General features: G+C 64.7%; 22 protein-coding genes. 15 read left to right on the top strand and 7 right to left on the bottom strand.

Annotated elements, in window-relative coordinates:
- Positions 1-10: 10 nt before the first annotated feature.
- Positions 11-1,096: an ATP-grasp domain-containing protein gene (locus tag F600_RS0100455; RefSeq protein WP_018158603.1), complete on the bottom strand. Its 1,086-nt coding sequence runs from the start codon at positions 1,094-1,096 to the stop codon at positions 11-13.
- Between the two features lie 117 nt (positions 1,097-1,213).
- Between F600_RS0100455 and F600_RS0100450 the strand changes: the two genes are divergently transcribed.
- The 8 genes from F600_RS0100450 (at position 1,214) to F600_RS0100415 (ending at position 8,523) form a co-directional block, all read left to right on the top strand.
- Positions 1,214-1,861 (top strand): TetR/AcrR family transcriptional regulator, encoded by a 648-nt coding sequence (locus F600_RS0100450; RefSeq protein WP_245541444.1) that lies wholly within the window; start codon positions 1,214-1,216, stop codon positions 1,859-1,861.
- On the top strand, positions 1,845-3,461 hold the full coding sequence (locus tag F600_RS0100445; RefSeq protein WP_026306009.1) for an acyl-CoA dehydrogenase family protein: 1,617 nt from the start codon (positions 1,845-1,847) through the stop codon (positions 3,459-3,461). Before F600_RS0100450 ends, F600_RS0100445 begins: the two co-directional genes overlap by 17 nt.
- 97 nt (positions 3,462-3,558) lie before the next feature.
- A complete protein-coding gene (locus tag F600_RS0100440) occupies positions 3,559-4,326 on the top strand; it encodes a crotonase/enoyl-CoA hydratase family protein (RefSeq protein WP_018158600.1) in 768 nt (255 codons plus the stop codon).
- A gap of 34 nt (positions 4,327-4,360) precedes the next feature.
- Positions 4,361-5,353 (top strand): crotonase/enoyl-CoA hydratase family protein, encoded by a 993-nt coding sequence (locus tag F600_RS0100435; protein ID WP_040629882.1) that lies wholly within the window; start codon positions 4,361-4,363, stop codon positions 5,351-5,353.
- Entirely contained in the window at positions 5,350-6,228 is an 879-nt protein-coding gene (locus F600_RS0100430; protein WP_018158598.1) for an SDR family NAD(P)-dependent oxidoreductase, read from the top strand. Before F600_RS0100435 ends, F600_RS0100430 begins: the two co-directional genes overlap by 4 nt.
- Positions 6,225-7,019 (top strand): SDR family NAD(P)-dependent oxidoreductase, encoded by a 795-nt coding sequence (locus F600_RS0100425; RefSeq protein WP_018158597.1) that lies wholly within the window; start codon positions 6,225-6,227, stop codon positions 7,017-7,019. Before F600_RS0100430 ends, F600_RS0100425 begins: the two co-directional genes overlap by 4 nt.
- Positions 7,019-7,702 carry an enoyl-CoA hydratase-related protein gene (locus tag F600_RS0100420; protein WP_018158596.1) on the top strand — a complete coding sequence of 228 codons (684 nt, stop codon included), beginning with the start codon at positions 7,019-7,021 and terminating at the stop codon, positions 7,700-7,702. Before F600_RS0100425 ends, F600_RS0100420 begins: the two co-directional genes overlap by 1 nt.
- Complete coding sequence (locus F600_RS0100415; protein ID WP_018158595.1) at positions 7,702-8,523, top strand: SDR family oxidoreductase; 822 nt, start codon at positions 7,702-7,704, stop codon at positions 8,521-8,523. The genes F600_RS0100420 and F600_RS0100415 overlap by 1 nt, the downstream gene beginning before the upstream one ends.
- Here the strand turns inward: F600_RS0100415 and F600_RS0100410 are convergent.
- Together F600_RS0100410 and F600_RS0100405 are read right to left on the bottom strand one after the other, a co-directional pair.
- Positions 8,513-10,438, bottom strand: a complete 1,926-nt coding sequence (locus F600_RS0100410) for an acetoacetate--CoA ligase (protein ID WP_018158594.1) — start codon at positions 10,436-10,438, stop codon at positions 8,513-8,515. The two genes, F600_RS0100415 and F600_RS0100410, sit on opposite strands and share 11 nt — an antisense overlap.
- Before the next feature lie 13 nt (positions 10,439-10,451).
- Complete coding sequence (locus tag F600_RS0100405) at positions 10,452-11,024, bottom strand: SACE_7040 family transcriptional regulator (RefSeq protein WP_081628648.1); 573 nt, start codon at positions 11,022-11,024, stop codon at positions 10,452-10,454.
- 134 nt (positions 11,025-11,158) lie between these two features.
- Here F600_RS0100405 and F600_RS0100400 point away from each other — a divergent pair, with 134 nt between their 5' ends.
- The 6 genes from F600_RS0100400 (at position 11,159) to F600_RS0100375 (ending at position 18,885) form a co-directional block, all read left to right on the top strand.
- Positions 11,159-12,718 (top strand): carboxyl transferase domain-containing protein, encoded by a 1,560-nt coding sequence (locus tag F600_RS0100400; protein ID WP_018158592.1) that lies wholly within the window; start codon positions 11,159-11,161, stop codon positions 12,716-12,718.
- A 7-nt stretch (positions 12,719-12,725) separates the two neighbouring features.
- Positions 12,726-14,720 carry an acetyl/propionyl/methylcrotonyl-CoA carboxylase subunit alpha gene (locus F600_RS0100395; RefSeq protein ID WP_026306007.1) on the top strand — a complete coding sequence of 665 codons (1,995 nt, stop codon included), beginning with the start codon at positions 12,726-12,728 and terminating at the stop codon, positions 14,718-14,720.
- A complete protein-coding gene (locus F600_RS0100390) occupies positions 14,720-15,883 on the top strand; it encodes an acyl-CoA dehydrogenase family protein (RefSeq protein WP_018158590.1) in 1,164 nt (387 codons plus the stop codon). The genes F600_RS0100395 and F600_RS0100390 overlap by 1 nt, the downstream gene beginning before the upstream one ends.
- Before the next feature lie 93 nt (positions 15,884-15,976).
- Positions 15,977-16,456: a MaoC family dehydratase gene (locus tag F600_RS0100385; RefSeq protein WP_018158589.1), complete on the top strand. Its 480-nt coding sequence runs from the start codon at positions 15,977-15,979 to the stop codon at positions 16,454-16,456.
- A complete protein-coding gene (locus F600_RS0100380) occupies positions 16,453-17,271 on the top strand; it encodes an HpcH/HpaI aldolase/citrate lyase family protein (RefSeq protein ID WP_018158588.1) in 819 nt (272 codons plus the stop codon). The genes F600_RS0100385 and F600_RS0100380 overlap by 4 nt, the downstream gene beginning before the upstream one ends.
- Positions 17,272-18,885: an AMP-binding protein gene (locus F600_RS0100375; RefSeq protein WP_018158587.1), complete on the top strand. Its 1,614-nt coding sequence runs from the start codon at positions 17,272-17,274 to the stop codon at positions 18,883-18,885.
- Here the strand turns inward: F600_RS0100375 and F600_RS0100370 are convergent.
- From F600_RS0100370 to F600_RS26240, 4 genes are all read right to left on the bottom strand, one after another.
- Positions 18,882-20,150, bottom strand: a complete 1,269-nt coding sequence (locus tag F600_RS0100370; RefSeq protein WP_018158586.1) for a phthiocerol/phthiodiolone dimycocerosyl transferase family protein — start codon at positions 20,148-20,150, stop codon at positions 18,882-18,884. The two genes, F600_RS0100375 and F600_RS0100370, sit on opposite strands and share 4 nt — an antisense overlap.
- A 111-nt stretch (positions 20,151-20,261) precedes the next feature.
- Positions 20,262-21,554, bottom strand: a complete 1,293-nt coding sequence (locus tag F600_RS0100365) for a phthiocerol/phthiodiolone dimycocerosyl transferase family protein (RefSeq protein WP_018158585.1) — start codon at positions 21,552-21,554, stop codon at positions 20,262-20,264.
- Between the two features lie 61 nt (positions 21,555-21,615).
- Positions 21,616-22,203, bottom strand: coding sequence for a TetR/AcrR family transcriptional regulator (locus F600_RS0100360; protein ID WP_026306006.1), 588 nt, complete (start codon positions 22,201-22,203; stop codon positions 21,616-21,618).
- A gap of 64 nt (positions 22,204-22,267) precedes the next feature.
- Positions 22,268-22,747, bottom strand: coding sequence for an SRPBCC family protein (locus F600_RS26240; protein ID WP_156024331.1), 480 nt, complete (start codon positions 22,745-22,747; stop codon positions 22,268-22,270).
- A gap of 96 nt (positions 22,748-22,843) precedes the next feature.
- On the opposite strand from F600_RS26240, the gene F600_RS26235 reads away from it, so the two are divergent.
- The coding region (locus F600_RS26235) for a DUF222 domain-containing protein (protein ID WP_040629874.1) at positions 22,844-23,232 on the top strand (389 nt) is incomplete at its 3' end.

The following is a 23,232-nucleotide window of genomic DNA, read 5'->3' as shown; positions in this document are numbered from 1 at the left end:
GACCGGCGCTTCACCCGAGACGTCGAGTGACCTCGGCGTACAAGCCGTCCTGCTGATCTTTGTTTCCGGCGAAGAGAACGCCGACCTTGCCGTCAGACAGCGTGTTCCACTGGCCGATCACGATTCCCTCACCCGACTGCGGAAGGTAGGTGAGGTCCTCGATCGCCGCGAGTAACGGCTCCAGTCGACGATGGCGAGTCGGGAGTTTGGCTCCCATCCACTGCGCAGCGCCAATTCGCTCCGCCGCCCACCAGAAGTACGTGCTCGCATTGAGTCGGGGGTTGGCCTCGATGATCACGAACTCGACGTCGCCGCCACGTTCGATGACTCCCACGTCGATACCGAAGGGTCCTTCGATTCCCTTGAGCGCCATTGCCGCGGCGACCGGATCTGTCACCCGCCGAGGGTCATATTCCGAGGGATATCGCGAGCCGACCCACACCGAGCGATCGATCCGCTGCTCCGTCGTGACGAGGTGTTTGGCAGTCCCGCGCTCGGCTTCATAAAGGATGTTGACCCATCGGTCTGCCGGAACCGTTCGCTGCAGTTGATAGTCGGAATCCATGGCGGCGACGGCGGACACAACGTCAGCCTGGTCGCTGCATTCGACGACCCCCAGCCCACCGGTAGCCCAGCTGGCCTTCACGTACAGGGGGTATTCGAGTCCGTCGAGATCCGGCGTTCCGCCGCGCTCGAACGCGATCGTTTGGGGCACCGGAAAGCCCAAGTTCTTGCACCACGGGACAAACTCGTTCTTCCGGTCGAACATCTCCGTCGCGGCAAGCCGCACGTTGTTGGGACGGAGTCCATGGTGTGCCCGCGCGAAGATGAAAATGGACCATTCCGCACCGGGAAACTCCGAGATGACCTCTGGCGACGTGTCCCAGACGACCTCGTTCGCACACTCAATGCCGAGGCCGCGGTAGTGCTCGACGATTGCGTCGAATTCTGGTGCAAGCCCAGGGTGGAGCTGAATGACATCGCCCGGAGCAGTGCGAATCAGCGCCCTACCGGATTGGAACGCGATCCGCGCCTCAGACAGTTCTGGGTAGGCGTGGGCAGTGTCGTGGTTGAACACCGTTCGCAGCCGTTCCACGTGAGCTGATCCTCCTGCCGTGGTGTCGACGCAGATCATATGTGCCCAGGCGGAGAGAGTGCGGACTCAAGAAATGAGTCATTGTTCATTTCTATCCTTGACCAAAGAAATGAATCGGTGTTCAATCCAACTGTGGCCTACCGCCAGACCCCCGCGATCAAGCAACGGCTCGAGGAAACTCGCGCCCGGATCGTCACGTCTGCCACGGAACTGATCCACGATCATGGCTACGCCGGCTGCTCGATGGCGGCGGTCGCCGAACGTGCCGAGATCGCGACCGGAACGATCTACCGCTTCTTCCCCAGCAAGGGCGAACTGTTCGCCGAGGTCTTCCGGACCGCGTGCGCCAAGGAGGTCGCGGCGGCCAGCGCCTCGGCGCAGAAGACGCTCGAGGCCGGTCAGCCGACCGAGGCTCTCATCGCCGCCGTTCGGACGTTCAGCAAGCGTGCGCTCAAGGCGCAGAAGCTCGCCTACGCCTTGATTGCCGAACCGGTCGACCCGCTCGTGGAAGCCGAACGCTTGAGCTTCCGCTCCGCCTACACCGACATCTTCGCGACCGGAATCGCGCAGTGCATCGAACTCGGGCTTCTGCCCAAACAAAACCCGCAGGTCAGCGGTGCCGCGATCGTCGGCGCGATCAGCGATGTGCTCATCGTTCCGCTCGGCAAAGGCCACGCCGACCCCGACGTCGTTCCAGAAATCGAATCCTTCGTCCGCCGCGCACTTGGCGTATCCATCAAGGAGCAAACTGATGCCCACTCATGAGGTCTTCAACCAGGCCATCGCGCCGGTCGGCTACAACCCCGCCGACTACCCCGCGATCGTCGAAGCACTGACCCGCGAAGGCGCACTCGATCGCCTGCCCGAGGTGCAGGAAGCAGGAGCGCTCGCCAGCACGGAACATGCGCTGGAACTCGGCGACCTCGCCGAGGAGCACCCGCCAATTCTCAAAACCCACGATCGCTACGGCTTCCGCATCGACGAGGTCACCTACGACCCGAGCTATCACGAGCTCATGCGGACCGCGACCTCGCTGGGCTTGCACGGCTCCCCCTGGGCCGACGACAAGCCCCACCCGCACCTGGCACGAGCAGCGAAGATGCTCGTCTGGGGTCAGGTCGACGCCGGTCACCAGTGCCCCATCTCGATGACCTACGCGGTGGTCCCCGCGCTGCGCGCCAACCCTGAGCTCTCCGCGCTGTGCGAGCCGAAGCTCGCCGCGAAGGCCTACGACCCCAAGCTCGCGCCGCTCGCCGACAAGGCCTCGCTGACCGCCGGCATGTCGATGACCGAAAAGCAGGGCGGTTCCGACGTGCGCGCGAACACGACTCGCGCGATCGCACAGCCGGACGGCACCTACCGGCTCACCGGCCACAAGTGGTTCACCTCGGCACCAATGTGCGACTTCTTCCTGACGCTCGCTCAAACTGAAGCGGGCGTGACGTGCTTCGCCGTGCCGCGCATCCTCCCCGACGGCACGCGCAACAACTTCTTCCTGCAACGCCTCAAGAACAAACTCGGCAACCACTCGAACGCATCCAGCGAGGTCGAGTACGCCGAAGCCTTCGCGTGGCGCGTGGGCGACGAAGGCCGTGGCGTTCCGACGATCATCGAGATGGTCAACATGACCCGCCTCGACTGCACACTCGGCACCGCGACGCTCATGCGTCTCGGCGTTCAGCAGGCTGCGTGGCACGCATCGCACCGCAAGGCGTTCGGCGCCTACCTGGTCGACCAGCCGGCCATGCAGAACGTGCTCGCCGACCTCGCCGTCGAGGCGGAGGCCGCGAACATGGTTGCGCTGTGGCTCGCCGCGTTGACGGACCGGCCCGAGGAGTCGGCACTGCGTCGCATCAGCCTCGCCGTCTCGAAGTACTACGTGTGCAAGCGCGGGCCCGTCCACGCTGCCGAGGCACTCGAATGCTTCGGCGGCAACGGCTACGTCGAGGAGTCGCGCATGCCGCGCCTGTACCGCGAAGCACCGCTGCTGTCGGTGTGGGAGGGCTCAGGCAACGTCGCCGCGCTCGACACCCTGCGCGCGATGGCGAAGCAGCCGGAGACGCTCGGCATCTTCTTCGAAGAAGTCGAGAAGGCCGCCGGTACCGACGCCCGCCTCGACGAGGCCATCGCAGGTTTGAAGGCTCAATTCGCCGACTTCGATACCGCGCAATACCGCGCCCGCACAGTGGTCGGATCGATGGCGAAGGTGCTGCAGGGATCGCTCCTCGTCCGGCATGGACACTCGGCCGTCGCGGATGCCTTCTGCGCCAGCCGCCTGTCCGACAACTGGGGCGATGTATTCGGCACGCTGCCAACCGGGCTCGACGTCGGCACGATCATCGATCGCGCGGTGCCCAAGGCATGATCAGCGCAAGGAGGACGAGGGAGCATCGCAGCGAGTACCGCAGCGACGGAGGAGCGAGGAACACAGCGAGGAGCGGACTGAGGACGGTGCGCGCATCGTGACCGTAAAAACCGAACGCCGGGGAGCTGTCCTCATCGTCACGCTCGACCGGCCGGAAGTCCGCAATGCCGTCGACCCCGATCACGCCCAAGCCCTCACCGACGCCTTCACCGAGTTCGATGAATCCGATGCCGCCGTCGCGATCCTCTACGGCGCGGGCGGGAACTTCTGCGCGGGTGCCGACCTCAAGGCCGTCTCGCGCGGCGCCTATCGGATCGTCAACCCCGGAGAGCCCGGCCCTGCCGGGATGGGACCGACGCGACTGCTCCTGAGCAAGCCGGTCATCGCCGCGGTCGAGGGATACGCAGTCGCCGGCGGCCTGGAACTCGCCGTCTGGGCAGACCTCCGCGTGGCCGATCCCGCGGCGACGTTCGGCGTCTTCTGCCGACGGTGGGGCGTCCCGCTCATCGACGGCGGAACCGTTCGCCTGCCCCGGCTGATCGGCCAGTCGCACGCTCTGGACATGATCCTCACCGGTCGTCCGGTCGGTGCTGACGAAGCCTTCCGGATGGGACTGGCCAACCGGATCTCCGAACCCGGAAAGGTCCTCGAGGCAGCGATCGAGCTGGCCGAACAACTCGCCGGATTCCCGCAGACCTGCATGCGGCAGGACCGGTTGTCGTGCCATGAGCAGGAAAACCTCGACCTCGACGCCGCCATCGCCAACGAGTGGCAGCACGGCATGATCTCGCTGGTCGACGCCCTCGACGGCGCAACGAAATTCGCCTCCGGCGCCGGACGCCACGGCACCTTCTCCGAACATTAAGGACTCTCACGTGGAGTACGACAATCACTCCGGCATGCGCGAAGCAGCCTGGTACGAGAACTGGACCGAAGTCCCGGACTCGCCGTTTCAAAACCGGCCGCAGCCCGAGGACAGCCGCGAGTACCGCACTCTCACCTATGAGCGGACCGGGCGCATCGCACGAATCACGTTCAATCGCCCCGACAAGGGCAACGCCATCACGCCAGACACCCCGCTCGATATCGCGCACGCCGTGGAACGTGCCGACCTCGATCCGCGGGTGCACGTCATCCTGGTTTCGGGTCGAGGCAAGGGCTTTTGCGGTGGCTACGACCTCGGAATGTTCGCCGAGAGCGCCAGCGATTCCTTCGGCGTCGGCGAGCACGACATCAACGGCACGGAAATCGATCCCACCGTTCAGGCGATCAACCACAATCCGTGGGGCACCTGGGACCCGATGCTCGACTACGCGATGATGAGCCGCTTCAACAAGGGCTTCGCCTCGCTCCTGCACGCCAACAAGCCGACCGTCGCCAAGATCCACGGCTTCGCCATCGCCGGCGGCACCGATATCGCGCTCTATTGCGACCAGATCATCTGCGCCGACGACGCGATGATGGGTTACCCGCCCACCCGGGTCTGGGGAATTCCCGCGGCCGGCATGTGGGCCCACCGTCTCGGCGATCAGCGCGCCAAGCGCCTTCTCTTCACCGGCGATCGGATCAGCGGCAAGCAGGCGGAGGAATGGGGTCTCGCGGTCGAGTCGTGCCCCGCCGACGAACTCGACGAACGCACGGAGGCATTCGTCGAGCGGATCGCGCGCATGCCCATCAACCAGCTGATGATGGCGAAGCTCGCCCTCAATTCGGCACTTCTGGCCCAGGGCGTCGCGAACAGCACGATGATCAGCACAGTTTTCGACGGCATCTCACGCCACACGCGCGAGGGCTACGCCTTCCAATTGCGCTCCGCAACAGCCGGATTCCGCGAAGCTGTGCGCGAACGCGACGAGCCATTCGGGGACCACAAGCGAAAGGACAGCAAGTGATCGACTTCGACGATCAGGTCGTCATCGTCACCGGAGCCGGCAACGGTCTCGGCAAGGCTTACGCACTCGAGTTCGCTCGGCGCGGAGCCGCGGTCGTCGTCAACGACCTCGGCGGATCGGTCCGTGGGGAAGGTGGCTCCGACGCCGCCCAGTCCGTCGTCGACGAAATCGTCGCGGCCGGCGGCCGGGCCGCCGCCTCGCGCGATTCGGTCGCCACCCCCGAGGGCGGCAAGGCGATCGTCGACACCGCGATCGAGGCGTTCGGACGCGTCGACGTCGTCGTCAACAACGCCGGAATCCTGCGCGACAAGTCGTTCCTCAAGCTCGAACCCGAGGACCTCAACGCCGTTCTCGACGTCCACCTCAAGGGCGCTTTCAACGTCTCCCAGCCGGCCTTCGCAACGATGAAGGAGCAGGGCTACGGCAGGTTCGTGTTCACGTCGTCCAACGCGGGCATCTTCGGCAACTTCGGGCAGACGAATTACGGCGCCGCCAAGGCTGGACTCGTCGGCCTCTCCAACGTGCTCGCGATCGAAGGCGAGCGGTTCAACATCAAGAGCAACGCGATCATGCCGGTAGCGAAGACCCGCATGACCGAGGACCTGCTCGGTCCGCTCGCCGACCTCGCCGCCCCCGAAGGCGTCGTGCCACTCGTGGTCTTCCTCGCGAGCCGCGACTGCGAACTCACGCATGAGGTGTTCTCGGCCGCCCTCGGTCGCTACGCCCGTGTCTTCATCGGAATCACTCCGGGTTGGCGCTCGGAGGGCCTGGCCACGGCCGAAGACATTGCGGCCAACCTCGCCCAGATCGAGGACCAGACTGGTTACATCGTCCCGCTGTCGACGATGGACGAGCTGAAAGCTCTTCTCGGATGAGCGCATTCGCAGGCAAGACCGCTGTCGTCACGGGCGGAGCGCGCGGTATCGGTGAAGCCATCGCTCGGGCCCTCGCCGCCGAGGGCGCCCAGGTCACTGTGGCCGACCTCGATGGCGAGCAGGCGGCGAAGGTCGCCGCGGAGATCGGTGGAAAATCCTTCGGCGGTGACATCTCCTCCACCGGAACGCTCGAGCGGCTCTTCGAACTGAGTGGTCCCGTCGACATCTTCGTGGCGAACGCCGGGATCATGGGTGCCCCCGGGCTCGACGCTCCCGACGAATCGTGGGACGCCGTCCTCAACGTCAACGTCCTGAGCCATGTTCGCGCGGCGAAGTTGCTGGTACCGGGCTGGGTCGAGCGCGGCGGTGGCTACTTCGTGAGCGTCGCGTCAGCGGCCGGTCTCCTCACCCAGATCGGCTCGGCGACCTACTCGGTGTCCAAGCATGCGGCCGTGGGATTCGCCGAATGGCTTTCGGTGACCTACGGCAACCGGGGCGTCAAGGTCAGCTGTCTGTGCCCGATGGGTGTTGACACGGACCTACTTCGCACGGTTGGTTCACATGCAGAGGGTGAAATCGCCTACAAGGCCGTTGCGACCGCGGGCGCGATCCTTGATCCGAAGGACGTGGCGCAGAAGGTCATCGAGGGCATGTCAGCGCGCAAGTTCCTCATCCTTCCCCACGAGTCGGTACTGCAGATGTATCAACAGAAGGGCGTGAACTACGACGGGTGGCTCGGCGCGATGCGCTGGTACCAGGACAGTCTCACCGCCCCAACGAAAGGCAATTGATGCCCCATCTCCGTCGCGAGGGCCAGGTTTTCGTCCTCGACCTTGGCGAGGCCGGACAACCGGAAACCGACAACCGCCTGAGCCCAGATGCACTCGATGCCATCGAGGCATGCATTGACGAGGCCGAGGCATCGCAGGGCCCAGCCGCACTCGTGACGACTGCGACGGGGAAGTTCTTCTCCAACGGGTTCGTGCCGGAACTCTTCGCCCCGGACGGCAATTACCTGCTCCGGGCGCAGCAAGTGTTTGCTCGCGTGGTGGCTTCCGAGCTGCCCACGATTGCGGCCGTCAATGGTCACGCGTTCGGCGGGGCCGCCTTCCTCGCGGTGGCGCACGACATCCGGCTCATGCGAAACGACCGAGGATTCTTCTGCCTTCCGGAGATGGATCTGGGCATGCCCATCCCCAACGGATTTGACGCACTGTTCGCCGCGCGAGTGCCTCAACCAACGCGCCACCTCGCGGTCGTGACGGCTCGCCGATTCGGCGGTGCAGAGGCAGCAAAGGGTGGCATCGTGGATTTGGCTTTGACCGCGGAGGAACTGCTCCCCACAGCCCTTCAACTCGGCGAACAACAAGCGGCCAAGCGCGGCCCCCTGTTGGCCGCCACCAAGAAGTACATGTACAGCGCCGTGCTCGACGAGATGTCTCGCTACGGAACCCCCTACCCAGTGGAGTTGTGATGACCAAGTCCCTCGAAGGCAAGACCATCATCATGTCGGGCGGAAGCCGCGGCATCGGTCTGGCCATCGCACTCGCGGCAGCCCGCCTCGGCGCGAACATCACCATCCTCGCCAAGACCGGCGAGCCGAACCCGAAGCTTCCGGGCACCATCTACACCGCCGCTGCGGAGATCGAAGAGGCTGGCGGACAGGCACTTCCGGTCGTGGGTGACGTTCGCGACGAAGCGTCCGTACAGAACGCCGTCGACAAGACGATCGAGCGATTCGGCGGCATCGACATCGTCGTCAACAACGCCTCGGCGATCGACCTGTCCGGCACCGAAGCACTGTCGGTCAAGAAGTTCGACCTCATGCAGGGCATTCAGATCCGCGGCACGTTCCTGCTGACCCGCGCCGCCCTGCCGCACCTCAAGAAGTCGGACAACGCGCACATCCTGTCGCTGTCGCCGCCGCTCAACCTCTCGCCGAAGTGGCTCGGCGCGCACCCGGCCTACACGTTGGCGAAGTACGGAATGTCGATGCTGACGCTGGGCTGGGCCGAGGAATACCGCAAGGACGGCATCGCCGGAAACTGCCTGTGGCCGGAGACGCTCATCGCGACCGCAGCGGTTCAGAACCTGCTCGGCGGCGATGAGGCCATCGCGGTGTCGCGCACCCCGGAGATCGTTGCGGATGCCGCGATGCTGATCCTCACCTCAGATGCGAAGACCAACAGCGGCAAGGTCTACATCGACGCCGAGATCCTCGCCGACCACGGCGTCACCGACCTGTCGAAGTACGGCGGCGGCGAGAACGTTCAGTACGACATCTTCATCGACTGACGCTGGCGTACCACGCAAGCAACTCCGGATTGTCGATCGCACTCGGTGCGACGACCTTCTCGGGATCAGCGCCTTGAAGTATCCGTTTGATGGGTACTTCGAGGCGCTTTCCGGTTCTCGTGTGCGGGATCCCCGGGGCCACGATGATGTCGTCGGGAACGTGCCGCGGCGACAGTTCCGTCCGGATCGCCGCGGCGATGCGCTCCTTCACCGCTTCGGTCATGTCCTGCCCGTCGGTCAGCACGACGAATAGCGGCATCCAGTAACCACCGTTCGGCTGCTCGACGCCGAGCACCAGCGCATCGCTGACCTCCGGGACCTGCTCGACGACCTGATAGATGTCGGCAACGCCCATGCGGATTCCTCCGCGATTGAGAGTCGCGTCCGAGCGACCGTGCACAACGATGCTGCCGCGATCGGTGATGGTGATCCAATCGCCGTGTCGCCACACGCCCGGATAGTGCTCGAAATATGCCGCCCGGTAACGACTTCCGTCCGGATCGTGCCAAAACCCGACTGGCATCGACGGCATGGGCTTGGTGATGACGAGCTCGCCCATCTCCCCGATCACCGGCCGGCCCTCGCCATCCCACGCCTCGACCGCCGTTCCCAGGAACGCAGCGGACAGCTCACCCGGCCACACCGGCACGGTCGTGACGCCGCCGAAGAAGGCCGAGACGACGTCGGTGCCGCCACTGATCGACGACACCTGCACGTGGTCGCCGATGTTCTCACCGAGCCATTCCGACGAGGTCGCCGGTAGTGGCGATCCGGTGATGCCGACCATTCGCAGCTGCGTGAGGTCGAAGTCCCGGCTCGGCTTCGCGCCGGCCTTGATGCAGTTCAGCACGTAGGCGGGGCTCGTACCCAGGACCGTCGCGCGCGTCTCCGCGGCCAGTTTCCACAATGCGTCGGGACGAGAAAATCCCGGGTTTCCGTCGTAGCAGACGATCGTCGCACCCATGAGAAGGGCGCTGTTCCGGTAGTTCCACATCATCCAGCTCGGACTCGTGAACCAGAAGAAAGTGTCGCTGTCATCGACATCCGACTGCAGCACAAGAGCTTTCAGGTGCTCGAGGACGACCCCACCATGCCCGTGCAGGATGCCCTTCGGCTTGCCCGTCGTACCGGAGGAGAACAGCACCCACAGCGGATGACTGAACGGAACGGGTGTTGGCCGAAGTTGGTCGGATTTCGAGGTCGCCGCCTCCCACGAAAGCCACCTTTCGTCGGATCGACCGAGCCGCGAGACCAACACCGCCGATCGCAGGGTCGGGAGTCCGGACCTGAGCGCCGCGATGTCCTCACGCTTGTCATGCACTTTCCCGCCGTACCGGTAGCCATCGGCGGCGACGAGCACAACGGGGTCGAGCTGACCGAGTCGATCCAGCGCCGCACTCGCCGAGTAGTCCTGCCCACACCCACTCCAGATCGCACCGATGCTGGCCGTGGCCAGGAAGGCGATCACCGCCTCGGGAATGTCCGGGAGGTAGCCGACGACCCGGTCGCCGCGACCGACACCGAGTTCGGTCAAAGTGCGTGCGAAAGCCGCGGTCGCCGCAACCAACTCCCGATAGGTGAGCTCAGTTCTCTTACCGTCTTCCCCGATGGCTCGGATGGCGACTTCGTCATTGTCGGCCAGCTGTGCGATCCGGTCGACATAGTTCAACTCGGCGCCGGGGAACCACTGCGCTCCGGGCATTTCCGCGCTCGACAGCACCTTGGTCGGGACGAAACCAAAGCCGAGGAAGGACCAGAACAGTCCCCAGAAGGCCTCGACATCCTCGACCGACCAGCGCCACAGTTCGGCATAGTCCACGAACTGCCACCCGATCGCGTCCGAGACGAACCGGCTGAACGCGGTGATCTGGGCGTCGTCGATGTCGTGCTGCGTCGGTACCCACTGCGGTTCCATTCGGGGTTCCGTTCTACGTCGAGGGCTCAAAGGGGCTGGTCAAGGACACCGTGGCCAGGTGCCGCAACACCTTGCGGGCGACGGCCGGAGAGAGTCTGCTAGCACTATGTGGGGTCGAGTTGATCAGTCCGAACGTCGCGTGGGCCTCGATCCGCGCTTCGACTTCGCTCAGCGTCGGGTGCAACTGACGCAGCACACTGACCCAGATCTCAACGTACTGTCGCTGGGCTTTGCGGACCTGCTTCTTCGCCGGTCCCGGGAGGTTCTCGAGGTCCCGGTCCTGGATGCGGATGAGATCCGATTCGCCGAGGGCGAAGTCGAGATGGAACTCGATCAACCCGGCGAGCGCTTCCGGAGCACTCGAGGCGTTTTCGACAACGGCCATTCCACCATCGAACAGGCGTTGACTGACGCCGACCAGCAGTTCGACGAGAAGCGCCTCTTTGTTCGGGAAGTGCCGGTACACCGCCGGACCGCTGATGCCGGCCGCGGCACCGAGATCCTCGAGCGGAACGCCATGAAATCCACGTTCAGCGATGAGACGCGCACCCGCTTGAAGAAGCTGGTTTCGGCGGTCCGCCTTCATCTGTTCGCGGCGCGTCGGAGTCTCGGCTTCCGTACTCACGTGCGCCTCCCGACCGGGACCCTGGACAACTCAGTTAATAAAGATTATCTTAAATCTCGGTTAGTGTCGATTAACTCAGGCGTCAGGACAAAACGTTGACGGTCACCCAAACAACCACGAGCAACCGCGCTCAGCACGAGGCGCTCGTTGCCGAACTGCGTGAGCGACTTGCTATTTCGGCCCTGGGCGGGTCGGAGCGGTCGCGGGAGCGGCACGTGTCGCGCGGAAAGCTGCTGCCCCGCGACCGGGTGAACAACCTGCTCGACGATGGCAGTCCATTCCTGGAGATCGCGCCGCTGGCCGCGAACGGGATGTACAACGACGAATGTCCGGGAGCCAGCGTCATCGCCGGTATCGGACGGGTGTCGGGGCGCGAGTGCCTCATCGTCGCCAACGACGCCACCGTCAAGGGCGGGACCTACTACCCGATGACGGTCAAGAAGCACCTGCGTGGGCAGGAAATCGCGCTGCAGAACAACCTTCCCTGCATCTACCTCGTGGACTCGGGCGGAGGATTCCTCCCGCTACAGGACGAGGTGTTCCCCGATCGCGAACACTTCGGGCGGATTTTCTACAACCAGGCGAACATGAGCGCGAAGGGCATTCCGCAGATCTCCGCGGTCATGGGGTCCTGCACTGCCGGTGGCGCCTACGTCCCGGCGATGAGCGACGAAGTCGTCATTGTCCGCAACCAGGGCACGATCTTCCTCGGCGGTCCGCCGCTGGTGAAGGCGGCGACCGGCGAGATCGTGACGGCCGAGGACCTGGGTGGCGGCGACCTGCACGCCAAGACGTCCGGCGTCGTCGACCACCTCGCCGAAGATGACCAGGACGCCCTGCGCATCGTGCGGCAGATCGTGGCCACGCTCGCCCCGAAGTCCGAGCGCCCGTGGGACGTCTTGCTGCCCCGCGACGCCCTCGCTCCGCAGGACGAGCTCTACGACGTGGTGCCGATCGACTCGCGCATACCTTATGACGTGCACGAAGTGGTCAATCGGCTCGTCGACGCGGGCGAGTTTCACGAGTTCAAGGCCGAGTACGGCAAGACGCTCGTCACCGGATTCGCACATATCCACGGACACCCGGTCGGAATCGTCGCGAACAACGGCATTCTCTTCGGGGAGTCGGCACAGAAGGGCGCGCACTTCATCGAGCTGTGCGACAAGCGCAAGGTGCCGCTCCTGTTCCTCCAGAACATCTCGGGCTTCATGGTCGGTCGTGACTACGAGGCCGGCGGCATCGCCAAGCACGGCGCCAAAATGGTCACCGCCGTCGCGTGTGCCCGCGTGCCGAAGCTGACCGTTGTGATCGGCGGCTCGTATGGTGCCGGCAACTACTCGATGTGCGGTCGGGCCTACTCGCCACGCTTTCTGTGGATGTGGCCGAACGCTCGTATCTCGGTGATGGGCGGTGAGCAGGCGGCCTCGGTGCTCGCCACCGTGCGCGCCGAGATGACGCCCGAAGAGGAAGAGGCGTTCAAAGCACCGATCCGCGCGCAATACGAACGCCAGGGCAACCCGTACTACTCGACTGCACGCTTGTGGGACGACGGGGTGATCGACCCTGCCGACACGAGAACTGTTGTCGGCCTTGCGCTCTCCGTTTGCGCGCAAGCACCGCTCGAGCCCGTTTCCTACGGCGTCTTCCGAATGTGAGCTGATGATGCACAAACTAGACACAGTCCTCGTCGCCAACCGCGGCGAGATCGCGGTGCGCGTCATTCGCACCCTGCGCGCAATGGGTATTCGGTCCGTCGCCGTCTACAGCGACGCCGACACCGACGCCCGCCACGTGCAGGAAGCCGATATCGCCGTGCGACTCGGTCCGGCCCCCGCCCGCGAGAGCTACCTCAACATCGACAAGGTCGTGGCCGCAGCCAAGCGCACCGGCGCGAAGGGCGTGCACCCGGGCTACGGCTTCCTGTCCGAGAACTCCGCGTTCGCTGCCGCGCTCGAGGCCGAAGGCATCGCCTTCTTGGGACCGTCGGCGCGCGCGATCGAGGTGATGGGCGACAAGATCACCGCGAAGAACGCGGTGGCCGAGTTCGACGTGCCCGTGGTTCCTGGAATCGCGCGGCCCGGCCTCACCGATGCCGAATTGATCGAGGCGGCAACCGAAATCGGGTATCCCGTGCTGGTCAAGCCGTCTGCCGGTGGCGGCGGCAAGGGCATGCGTTTGGTCGAGGACCCCGCCGATCTTCCGGCGGCTCTGGCCAGCGCCCGACGCGAGGCCGGCTCGGCCTTCGGCGACGACACCCTGTTCCTCGAACGGTTCGTGCTGCGACCGCGGCACATCGAGGTCCAGGTGCTCGCCGACGAGTACGGCAACATCATCCACCTCGGCGAACGCGAATGCAGCCTGCAGCGTCGCCATCAGAAGGTCATCGAAGAGGCGCCGTCGCCGTTGCTCGATGAAGCCACCCGCGCGCGGATCGGCGAGGCTGCGTGCAACACCGCACGAAGCGTCGATTACACCGGCGCCGGGACAGTCGAATTCATCGTCTCCGCCGATCGACCCGACGAGTTCTTCTTCATGGAGATGAACACGCGGCTGCAGGTCGAGCACCCGGTGACCGAGATGGTGACCGGCGTCGACCTCGTTGAGTGGCAGGTCCGCATCGCTGCCGGCGAAGAGCTCGGCTTGAAACAGGACGACGTCACGCTCACCGGACACGCGATCGAGGCGCGAGTCTATGCCGAAGACCCGGGCCGCGGCTTCTTGCCGACCGGCGGGCAGGTCGTCGGCTTGGTCGAGCCGAGCGGCAACGGCGTTCGAATCGATTCCGGTCTGCGGTCCGGCGTCGTCATCGGTAGCGACTACGACCCGATGCTGGCCAAGGTCATCACACACGCTGACGATCGAGCGACCGCACTGCGCAAGCTGGACGGGGCGCTCGCCGGCACCGCCGTACTCGGCGTGGTCACCAACATCGACTTCGCGCGCTTTCTGCTCGCCGATCCGGACGTGATCGCCGGCCGCCTGGACACCGGACTGCTGGACCGCCGGGTCGCCGACTACGTTGCCCGCGAGCCTTCCGACGACGTCTTCATCGCCGCCGGGGCACATCACTGGCTGCAGAAGTGGCGTTCGGCCGGAACCGACCCCTGGAGTATTCCCAACGGCTGGCGCGTCGGCGATTCAGCACCCACATCGATTCGGCTCAGTACCGGTACTCGCACCGACCACGTCCGGATCGTCGGCACCCCGACCGCGGCGAAGGTACGGATCGAGGACGGCGAATGGCAGTCACTCACCGCGTCTCTCACCGGCGATCAACTGTCGGTCACCATCGACGGCCTGCGTGCGGACTATCTCGCGGTCGAGGCCGACGGGCACATCTGGCTCGCCGGATCAACAGGCACCGACGTCGTGCGTCGCGTTCAGGAGGTCAATGTGCGCGTCGGTGATGTCCACGCCGGCGAAGCCGAAATCACTAGCCCGATGCCAGGTTCCGTGATCGCAGTGCTCGCGGAAAACGGCGCTGAGGTGACCAAAGGGACCCCCATCGTCGTCGTCGAAGCGATGAAGATGGAGCACTCTCTCAACGCCCCCATCGACGGAACCGTCGAACTTCTCGCGTCGACCGGCCAACAGGTCAAGGTCGACCAACTCTTGGCACGCATCGTGCCCGCCGAACCGTCCCGCAAGGAGAACTGATGACTGACTACCTCGCCACCGGGCAGCTTCCGGACGAGTACCAGCAGCTCGCCAAGGCCGTTCGCGACTTCGCCCAAAACGTCGTCGCCCCGGTTGCCGCCGAGCACGACGCCAACCACACGTTCCCGTATGAGGTCGTGTCGGGCATGGCGGACATGGGCCTGTTCGGCCTGCCGTTCCCCGAGGAATTCGGCGGCATGGGCGGCGACTACTTCGCCCTGTGCCTCGCGCTCGAAGAACTCGGAAAAGTCGACCAGAGCGTGGCGATGACGCTGGAGGCGGGAGTCTCGCTTGGCGCCATGCCGGTCTACCGCTTCGGCAACGACGCTCAGAAGCAGGCGTGGCTGCCGCAGCTGACCAGCGGAAAGGCTCTCGCCGCGTTCGGTCTGACCGAACCGGACGGCGGTAGCGACGCCGGCGCCACGAAGACCACTGCCCGGCTCGACGATGGCAACTGGGTCATCAACGGCAGCAAGCAGTTCATCACAAACTCGGGCACCAACATCTCCAAGCTGGTGACCGTCACGGCGGTCACCGGCACTTTGGCCGGTGGCCACAAGGAGATCTCGAGCATCCTCGTTCCGGCCGGCACTCCGGGGTACACGGTTGAGCCGGCGTACAACAAGGTCGGCTGGAACGCCTCGGACACCCACCCGCTATCGTTTGACGACGTGCGCGTCCCGGAAGAGAACCTGCTCGGCGAGCGCGGTCGCGGATACGCCAACTTCCTCCGGATCCTCGACGAAGGACGGATCGCCATTGCGGCAGTGTCCACCGGAGCGGCCCAGGGCTGTGTCGACGAGAGCGTGAAGTACGCCAAGGAGCGCGAGGCATTCGGTCGCCCGATCGGCCGCAACCAGGCGATCGCGTTCAAGATCGCGCGCATGGAGGCTCGTGCGCACGCCGCACGCACCGCGTACTACGACGCGGCTGCGGCATTGCTCGCCGGAAAGCCGTTCAAGAAGCAGGCGTCGATCGCGAAGATCGTCGCAAGCGAGGCCGCCATGGACAACGCCCGCGATGCCACGCAGATCTTCGGCGGCTACGGCTTCATGAACGAGTACGCCGTCGCTCGCCATTACCGCGACAGCAAGATTCTCGAGATCGGCGAGGGAACGACCGAAGTCCAGCTGATGCTCATCGCGCGAGAGCTGGGGCTGTGAGCGTGTGCGGGCGGCGGGGGGACAAGTCTCTCGCAAATCGGCTTGTACAAAACTCACGTTTCGTACAAGCCTCCGTGCAGGAGAGGTGACACCGTGAAAGTCGTAACCCAGCGCGGACTCTGGTTCGAAGAGTTCGAGGTCGGCGTGCTCTACCAGCACCGCCCGGGCCGAACCGTCACCGAGGCCGACAATGTGCTGTTCACGACCTTGACGATGAACACCCAGGCGCTGCACCTCGACGCCGCCGCCAGCGAGGCCCTGCCTCCGTTCAACCAGCGCCTCGTGAATTCAATGTTCACTCTGTCCACCGTGGTCGGGCTCTCGGTTGCCCAGCTCACCCAGGGCACCATCGTCGGCAACCTCGGCTTCTCCGAAATCGCCTTCCCGAAGCCGGTTTTCCACGGCGACACGATCTACGCGGAAACGCTGATCACCGACAAGCGGCAGTCAAAGAGCCGTCCGGGCGAGGGCATCGTGACGTTGGAACACGTCGGTCGCAACCAACATGGTGACGTCATTGTGCGAGCGACCCGCAAGACCATGGTCCGACTGCGTCCGGAGGGCGCACAGTGAGCTGGACTCCCCCCGGTTCGGCGTGGCTCTTCTGCCCCGCTGACCGCCCGGAACGATTCGCGAAGGCTGCTGCGGCCGCCGACATCGTGATCCTCGACCTCGAAGACGGTGTCGCGCCCGCTGACAAATCGACTGCCCGACAGGCGATCATCGACAACCCGCTCGACCCCGAACGGACCGTCGTTCGGATCAACGCGGCCGGCACTCACGATCACGCGCTTGACCTGCGGGCGCTCAAGGCGACCGATTACCGACGGGTCATGCTGCCCAAGTGCGAGTCGCGGCAACAGGTCGCGGACCTCGCATACCTGCAGGTCGTCATCCTGATCGAGTCGCCTCTCGGCGCTCTCCGGGTCGATGACGCGATGTCCGTTGAGAACGCTGTCGGCGCAATGTGGGGTGCCGAGGATCTGATAGCCGGCCTCGGTGGCAAAGCGAGTCGGCGCTCCGACGGCACCTACCGCGACGTCGCCAGGCATGTCCGCTCGACGACGCTCCTGGCGGCCAAGGCCCACGGAAAGTTCGTTCTCGACTCGGTCTATCTCAACATCAAGGACCTTGACGGCCTGCGCACTGAGTCGGAGGATGCTGTGGCAGTCGGGTTCGACGCGAAGGTTGCGATCCACCCGAGCCAGGTACCCGTGATTCGTGCCGCCTTCGCCCCCTCTGAAGAGGAAGTCGACTGGGCGACAAGAGTTCTCCAGGCAGCCGAAACCGAGCGCGGCGTATTCGCCTTCGAGGGTCGGATGGTCGACTCTCCGGTCCTGCTCCATGCCCAGCACATCGTCCAGCACGGCCAACGAGAGGATTCATAGATGTTGTCCCACGCCGCTGGACCAACCGACACTCCCCTGATCGAGGAGACCATCGGTGCGACCTTCGCACGGACCGCTGCGGCGCACCCCGATCGCGAGGCGTTGGTCGAGGTCGCAACGGGCCGGCGCTGGACGTGGGCCGAACTCGACGCCGCGGTCGATGACCTCGCGCGGGCCCTCATCGCCATCGGCATCGCACCCGGCGACCGAGTGGGGATCTGGGCGCCGAACTGTGCCGAGTGGACAGTCACGCAGTTCGCGACGGCGAAAGTCGGAGCCGTCCTGGTGACGATCAACCCCGCGTATCGGACACATGAGTTCGTCTACGCCGTCAACCTGTCAGGGCTGCGTCTGCTGGTCAGCGCGGAGAGCTTCAAGACCAGCGACTACCGCGCGATGATCACCGATGCGCACCGGGACTGTCCGGCCCTGGAGCGGGTCGTCTACCTGGAAACCGACTGGTTCGCGCTCTTGGACGAAGGGCGCTCGCTGCCGCCGAACGCGGTCTCCGAGCGGATGGCCGACCTGTCCCCCGACGATCCGATCAACATCCAGTACACCTCGGGCACAACGGGTTTCCCCAAGGGCGCGACGCTCTCCCACCGCAACATCATCAACAACGGGTTCTTCGTCACCGAGACGATCAAGTTCACGTACGAGGACCGCCTCTGCATTCCGGTGCCGTTCTATCACTGCTTCGGCATGGTGATGGCGAACCTCGGCTGCATCACCCACGGCTCCACGATGGTCATCCCGGCGCCGAGCTTCGACCCGGGTATCACGCTGCAGACCGTCCAGGACGAGAAGTGCACGGCGGTTTACGGCGTCCCGACGATGTTCATCGCGATGCTCAACCACCCGGACTTCGCCTCGTTCGACCTGTCGAGTCTGCGAACCGGAATCATGGCCGGCGCGCCGTGCCCGGTCGAAGTGATGAAGCGCTGCGTCTCCGACATGCATATGGCCGAGGTGGCGATCGCTTATGGCATGACCGAGACCTCACCGGTGTCAACCCAAACCCACGTCGACGACGATCTCGACCGGCGTACCACCACGATCGGCCGGGTAGCGCCGCATCTCGACATCAAGATCGTCGACCCGGTGACCGGCGAGACTCTTCCGCGCGAAGTGCCGGGCGAATTCTGCACGCGCGGGTACTCGGTGATGCAGGGCTACTGGAACGACCCGGTCAAGACTGCGGAAGCCATTGATACCGAGGGCTGGATGCACACCGGGGATCTCGCGGTGATGCGCGAGGACGGTTACTGCACCATCGTCGGCCGCATCAAGGACATGGTCATCCGCGGCGGTGAGAACGTCTACCCGCGCGAGATCGAGGAATTCCTCTACACCCATCCGAGTATCGAGGACGTGCAAGTCATCGGCGTTCCGGACGAGAAGTACGGGGAGGAATTGTGCGCCTGGGTTCGGCTTCGACCCGGCGCCGAACCGCTCGATGCGGCCGAAATCCGCGCCTTCGCGACCGGCAAACTCGCTCACTACAAGATCCCGCGCTACGTGAAGATCGTCGAGGAATTCCCGATGACCGTCACCGGCAAAGTCCGTAAGGCCGAGATGCGGGAAGTGAGTTCCGCCGAGCTCGGCCTGGGTTAAGGCTGCGAGTCGATATAGGAGACCAACCGCGCCTCGATCGTCTTGGCGAGCAGACCGCCATCGATCGAGATGCGGTTCAGGTCGTAGCCCATGGTCACGTGGAGCTGGCCACCAACCGTCATCACCACGAAGAACACACCTTGATTCGGGGTGGGCGCGAGGCACATCGTGACGCCTCTCATTGCCGATGGCAACGGCCCAGGCATGACACCAATGTTGCTGACACAGACGGTCTGCGTAGCGTCCGCGTGCCATCGCCGAACGACCTCGTCAGACTCCGGTCCGATGGGCATTCGCGCTGCACCCGTGAGCGCGAACAACAGTTCCGCCTCGCCACGATCGACCTGCCGACGGACACCCGCGGACACCGCACGCGCCAGCTCAGAGTCCGAAACGGTGACGTCATAGGAACCCGAGATCAGCGCTGCCGCTTGTCCGACCGGGGCCGAGTCGGGAATCCGGGTCGCTGCCCGCAGGTCGACCGGAGTCGACAGGCCCACTCGAGCGACACCGGGCGACAGCTCTGCGCAGCTGCGCAACAGGGCTGCACAAACGACTCCGTAGACGGTCGCGCCGATCGATCGCGCATGCGCAAGCAATGCCGCTGAACGATCCACGTCGAACCGGAATTGCGCGTACTCGATGTCGCGCGGCCTATCGATCGCCGTGTCGTGCCAGGTCAGCGGATCTGCGCGGTCGACGTAACCCTCCTCGTCACGCACCTCGCGGGCGAGTGCCAACAGTTCGCGTCGCCGGCCGCGCGCGTCGGTCCGGTCTGCCACCAGTGCATCCACGCTGACCGAAGGACGGAACAGTGGCTGGTCCGCGGGCTCCTCGCCACTCGCGAGGGCTCCGAGCGTCAGCGCGACCTGGATCAGCGCGCGACCGTCGACCAGCGAGTGATGGGCGGCCAAGACCGCAGTGGTGATGCGGTCGCCTTCGACGATTGCGCATCGCGCAATGGACTGCTCGGTGTCGAGTGGCTCCATCACCTGGGCGGCCATCGCCTCCTCAACGGTCGCGAACGAACGCCAGATCTCCGGCGCGGGTGTCCCGGCAAAGACGACCTCGGGCCTGCGGTCAACAATCCTGATCTGCGCACCGAGCACGGGCATCCGCTCGAATGTCGCCGTCCAGGCCGCGGCCACTGCCGCCGGATCGGCGGAGATCTCCACCGCCAACACCGAATTGACCGGCCACAGTCGATCAACGAGCTGGAAGTAGGCTTCTGGAGCGCCTAGGACCCGCGAAGAGGGAGTCGACATTCGGTGCGCTCCTTATTCAATCTTCCATTGAATGTTCAATAGACGATTGAATAGCAAGCACTCGCCGCTTAGGGGTCGAATGTTGAGTCTGCCCAGCGTTTTTCTCCGAAGCTAGGCAGTCTCGCTCAAAGCTTCCAAACGTTCCCGGATCATGAGGGCGAGCTTGTCACCATCGATCGAGACGCGATTGCGGTCGTACGTCAGGATCGCATTGATACGGCCGCCCACCGTCGTGACGACGAAGAAGAGACTCTGATTGGGAGTCGGCGCGTGGCCGATCGTGATGCCGCGAATCGACGCCGGGACCGGCTCGGCAATGATGCCGACGTTACTGACGCACACCGCGGGAGTGGAGTCCGCGATCCAGTGTCGAACTGCGTCATCAGACTCGGGTCCGACGGGCATTCGCTCAGCGCCACTGAGCGCGAACAGCAATTCCGCTTCCCCGCGTCCGATCCGGCGGTGCACACCGGCCGACACGGCGCGCGCCAGGTCGTCGTCAGACTTGGTCACGTCGTACGAGCCGAGGATCAGCGTCGCGGCCTGACCGACCGGCGCGTCCCCGGGGGTTCCCTTGACGACACGCAGATCCACCGGCGTCGCGAGCGCAAGGCGCTCCGCATCCGGCGACAGCTCGGCACAACTGCCGAGTACAGCGGCAACGACCAGTCCGTAGACCGTCGCGCCAATGGCCCGCGCCTGCTTGAGCAGACCCGCGGTTGAATCGGCGTCGAGGCGGAACAGCGCACACGCGAGATCGCGCGGCTTGTCCACCGCCGGGTCGTGCCAGCTGAGCCGATCGGCGTGGTCGACGTAGGCCTCTTCACCCCGGACCTCGCGGGCCAAGGCCAACAGCTGGCGACGCCGGCGTCGGCCGTCGACCTCGTTTGCGGTGAGCGACTCGACACTCACCGTCATGCGCATCAACGGCTGTTCCGCGGGCTCTTCGCCCGCCGCGAATGCGCCGAGAACCAGCGCAATCTGCGCGAATGCCCGGCCGTCGACCTGGGAATGATGGGCCGCCATCACTGCCGTCGTGACGCCGTCGCCTTCCACGAGAGCGCACCGCCCAATCGGCTGCTCAGCATCAAATGGTGTCGAGGCTTGAGCGGCCATCGCCTCCTCGACGGTCGGGAAGGTCTTCCAGACCTCAGCGGCGCCGCGGCCACCGAAAACAACCTCAGCTCTGCCGTCGACGGTCCGTAATCGCGCGCCCAGCACCGGCAGACGCTCGACAGTGGCCGCCCACGCGGCACTCACGGTTGCCGCGTCCGCGGCAATCTCGACGGCGCAGAGGGGGTTGACCGCCCACCGACGCTCCAGCAGTAGGTAGTAGGCCTCGGACGCATCGAGGCGTCGAGACGAAGGTTTAGTCGGCAGGACGCCGGGCAATAAATCCTCCATGCCGAACGACTTTAAGATCGTTAGCTGAAGCTCGCCACCCAAACAGACCGATCGGTCCGTTTTACCCTTTTACTTCGATGACGAGTCGCGGCTTTTCCCCGTCGGCAGGCTCGGCAACCAGCTCCCACACGCTGTCGACCATCGGCAGCAACATGAGTTCTCCAACCAGTCGAACCATGAGCGCCATGACTTGCAGCGCCTCGGATCGTTTCGTGGAAGCCAGTCCGGCATCGCGCAGTGATCTGATTTCGCTGCGCGTGAACTCGATGAACACACCGAGGAGATGCGTCGGAGCATTCGCCGGATCCAGCACCGCTCGCCTGAGGTAGTTCACCACCGTCGGGGTTTCTTCGAGCATCTTCTGAACGGCGGCATCTCGAGCAGCCGCGTTCTGGCGTGGATCATCGCTCGGTTCCGCCGATGCCAGCGCCGCCGCGAAGTACTCGATGACGAGTTGGTCGACCGCATCCCGCAAGCCGGCCTTCGTCTTGAAATGGTGCTGAACGAGCCCCAGAGTCACGCCGGCTTCCGCCGCGACGGCCCGCAGCGACACCCGTTCCTCGCCGTGTTCGGCGTAGAGGTCCATTGCCGCATTGCGAATTCGCGCCTTTGCCGTGAGGTCGCTGTTCGTCGCACGCGGGTTGACCATGACGTCCATCGTAACCGGATATACAAGAAGCAATACGTGCGTGCTGTTTACAATACGTTTGTATTCATGTCGACTCGAAGTGTATGCGCGCATCCCCGAACATGCTCCACTCCGAGACTCGGATTACTGGCCGCTTGAAGGGCTTCAAATACGGCTGTGGATCACTCGCGATCGTCCAGGTGAGCGTGCACGATTCCGGCGACGTCGGTTCGATCCGGTAGTCCTCGCCGAATCGGCGGAACACCGGGAGGTTCGACGATTCGACACCGAAGGCCATGCGTCGGCCCTCATCCCAGACGATGAACCGTTCATTGAGCACGAGCGCACCCAAATACGCATGCGCGGTGCGCGTGGTTCCGACGCCGAACGGGCGCGGTGAGGTCCAGTCGATCCGCTTGATAATGCCCAAGAACTCCATCGGATGCTCAACCACAAGCTCGGCCCACACGTCGTCAGCGGGACGCGGAACCTCGAAGGTCTCGGTCATGAGAATGGGGGCGTTCACGAAGAACGTCGGGCCAATCGGCTGCAGCTTCGCCATCATTTGATGACACCACTCCCGGGCCAGAAAGTGCACAGTTTCAAGCATCGGCGCTGGTCAGGGACGTAACTTGTCAGAGGTCGAACATATGATCGAGTCATGTTCGACCGTTTGATAGGCGAGCTTGTTGCAGCCCTGCCCGACCCCTACCTATCCACCGACCATCTCGTTGGCACCGTCGCCACCCTGCACCGATTCGAGTCCGCCGTCTCGGCACGCAAGCATGCCTATGTTTCGGAACTGTTCTCGCGCTTCGAGGACATCGCCGCACTCAACGATGAGTACAGCTCGATCGACCCCTGGGACGCGCTCGAAGCCGAACTCGGACCTGCGTTGGTCATCACCCCGTACCACGCGTCCTCGTTGATCAGCCTCGGCGTGACCCTGTCCCGGCGCCTGCCGAACGTGTGGGACGCGTTCTCCCGCGGTGAGTTGGATGTTGCCCGCGTGCAGAAGATCGCCGACGCCACCGCCGGGGTGTCCGACGA

The organism is Smaragdicoccus niigatensis DSM 44881 = NBRC 103563 (genome assembly GCF_000380645.1).
GTDB lineage: Bacteria > Actinomycetota > Actinomycetes > Mycobacteriales > Mycobacteriaceae > Smaragdicoccus > Smaragdicoccus niigatensis.
Note: the sequence above shows the minus strand (reverse complement) of the source record. Positions and strands in the feature narration are given on the sequence as shown.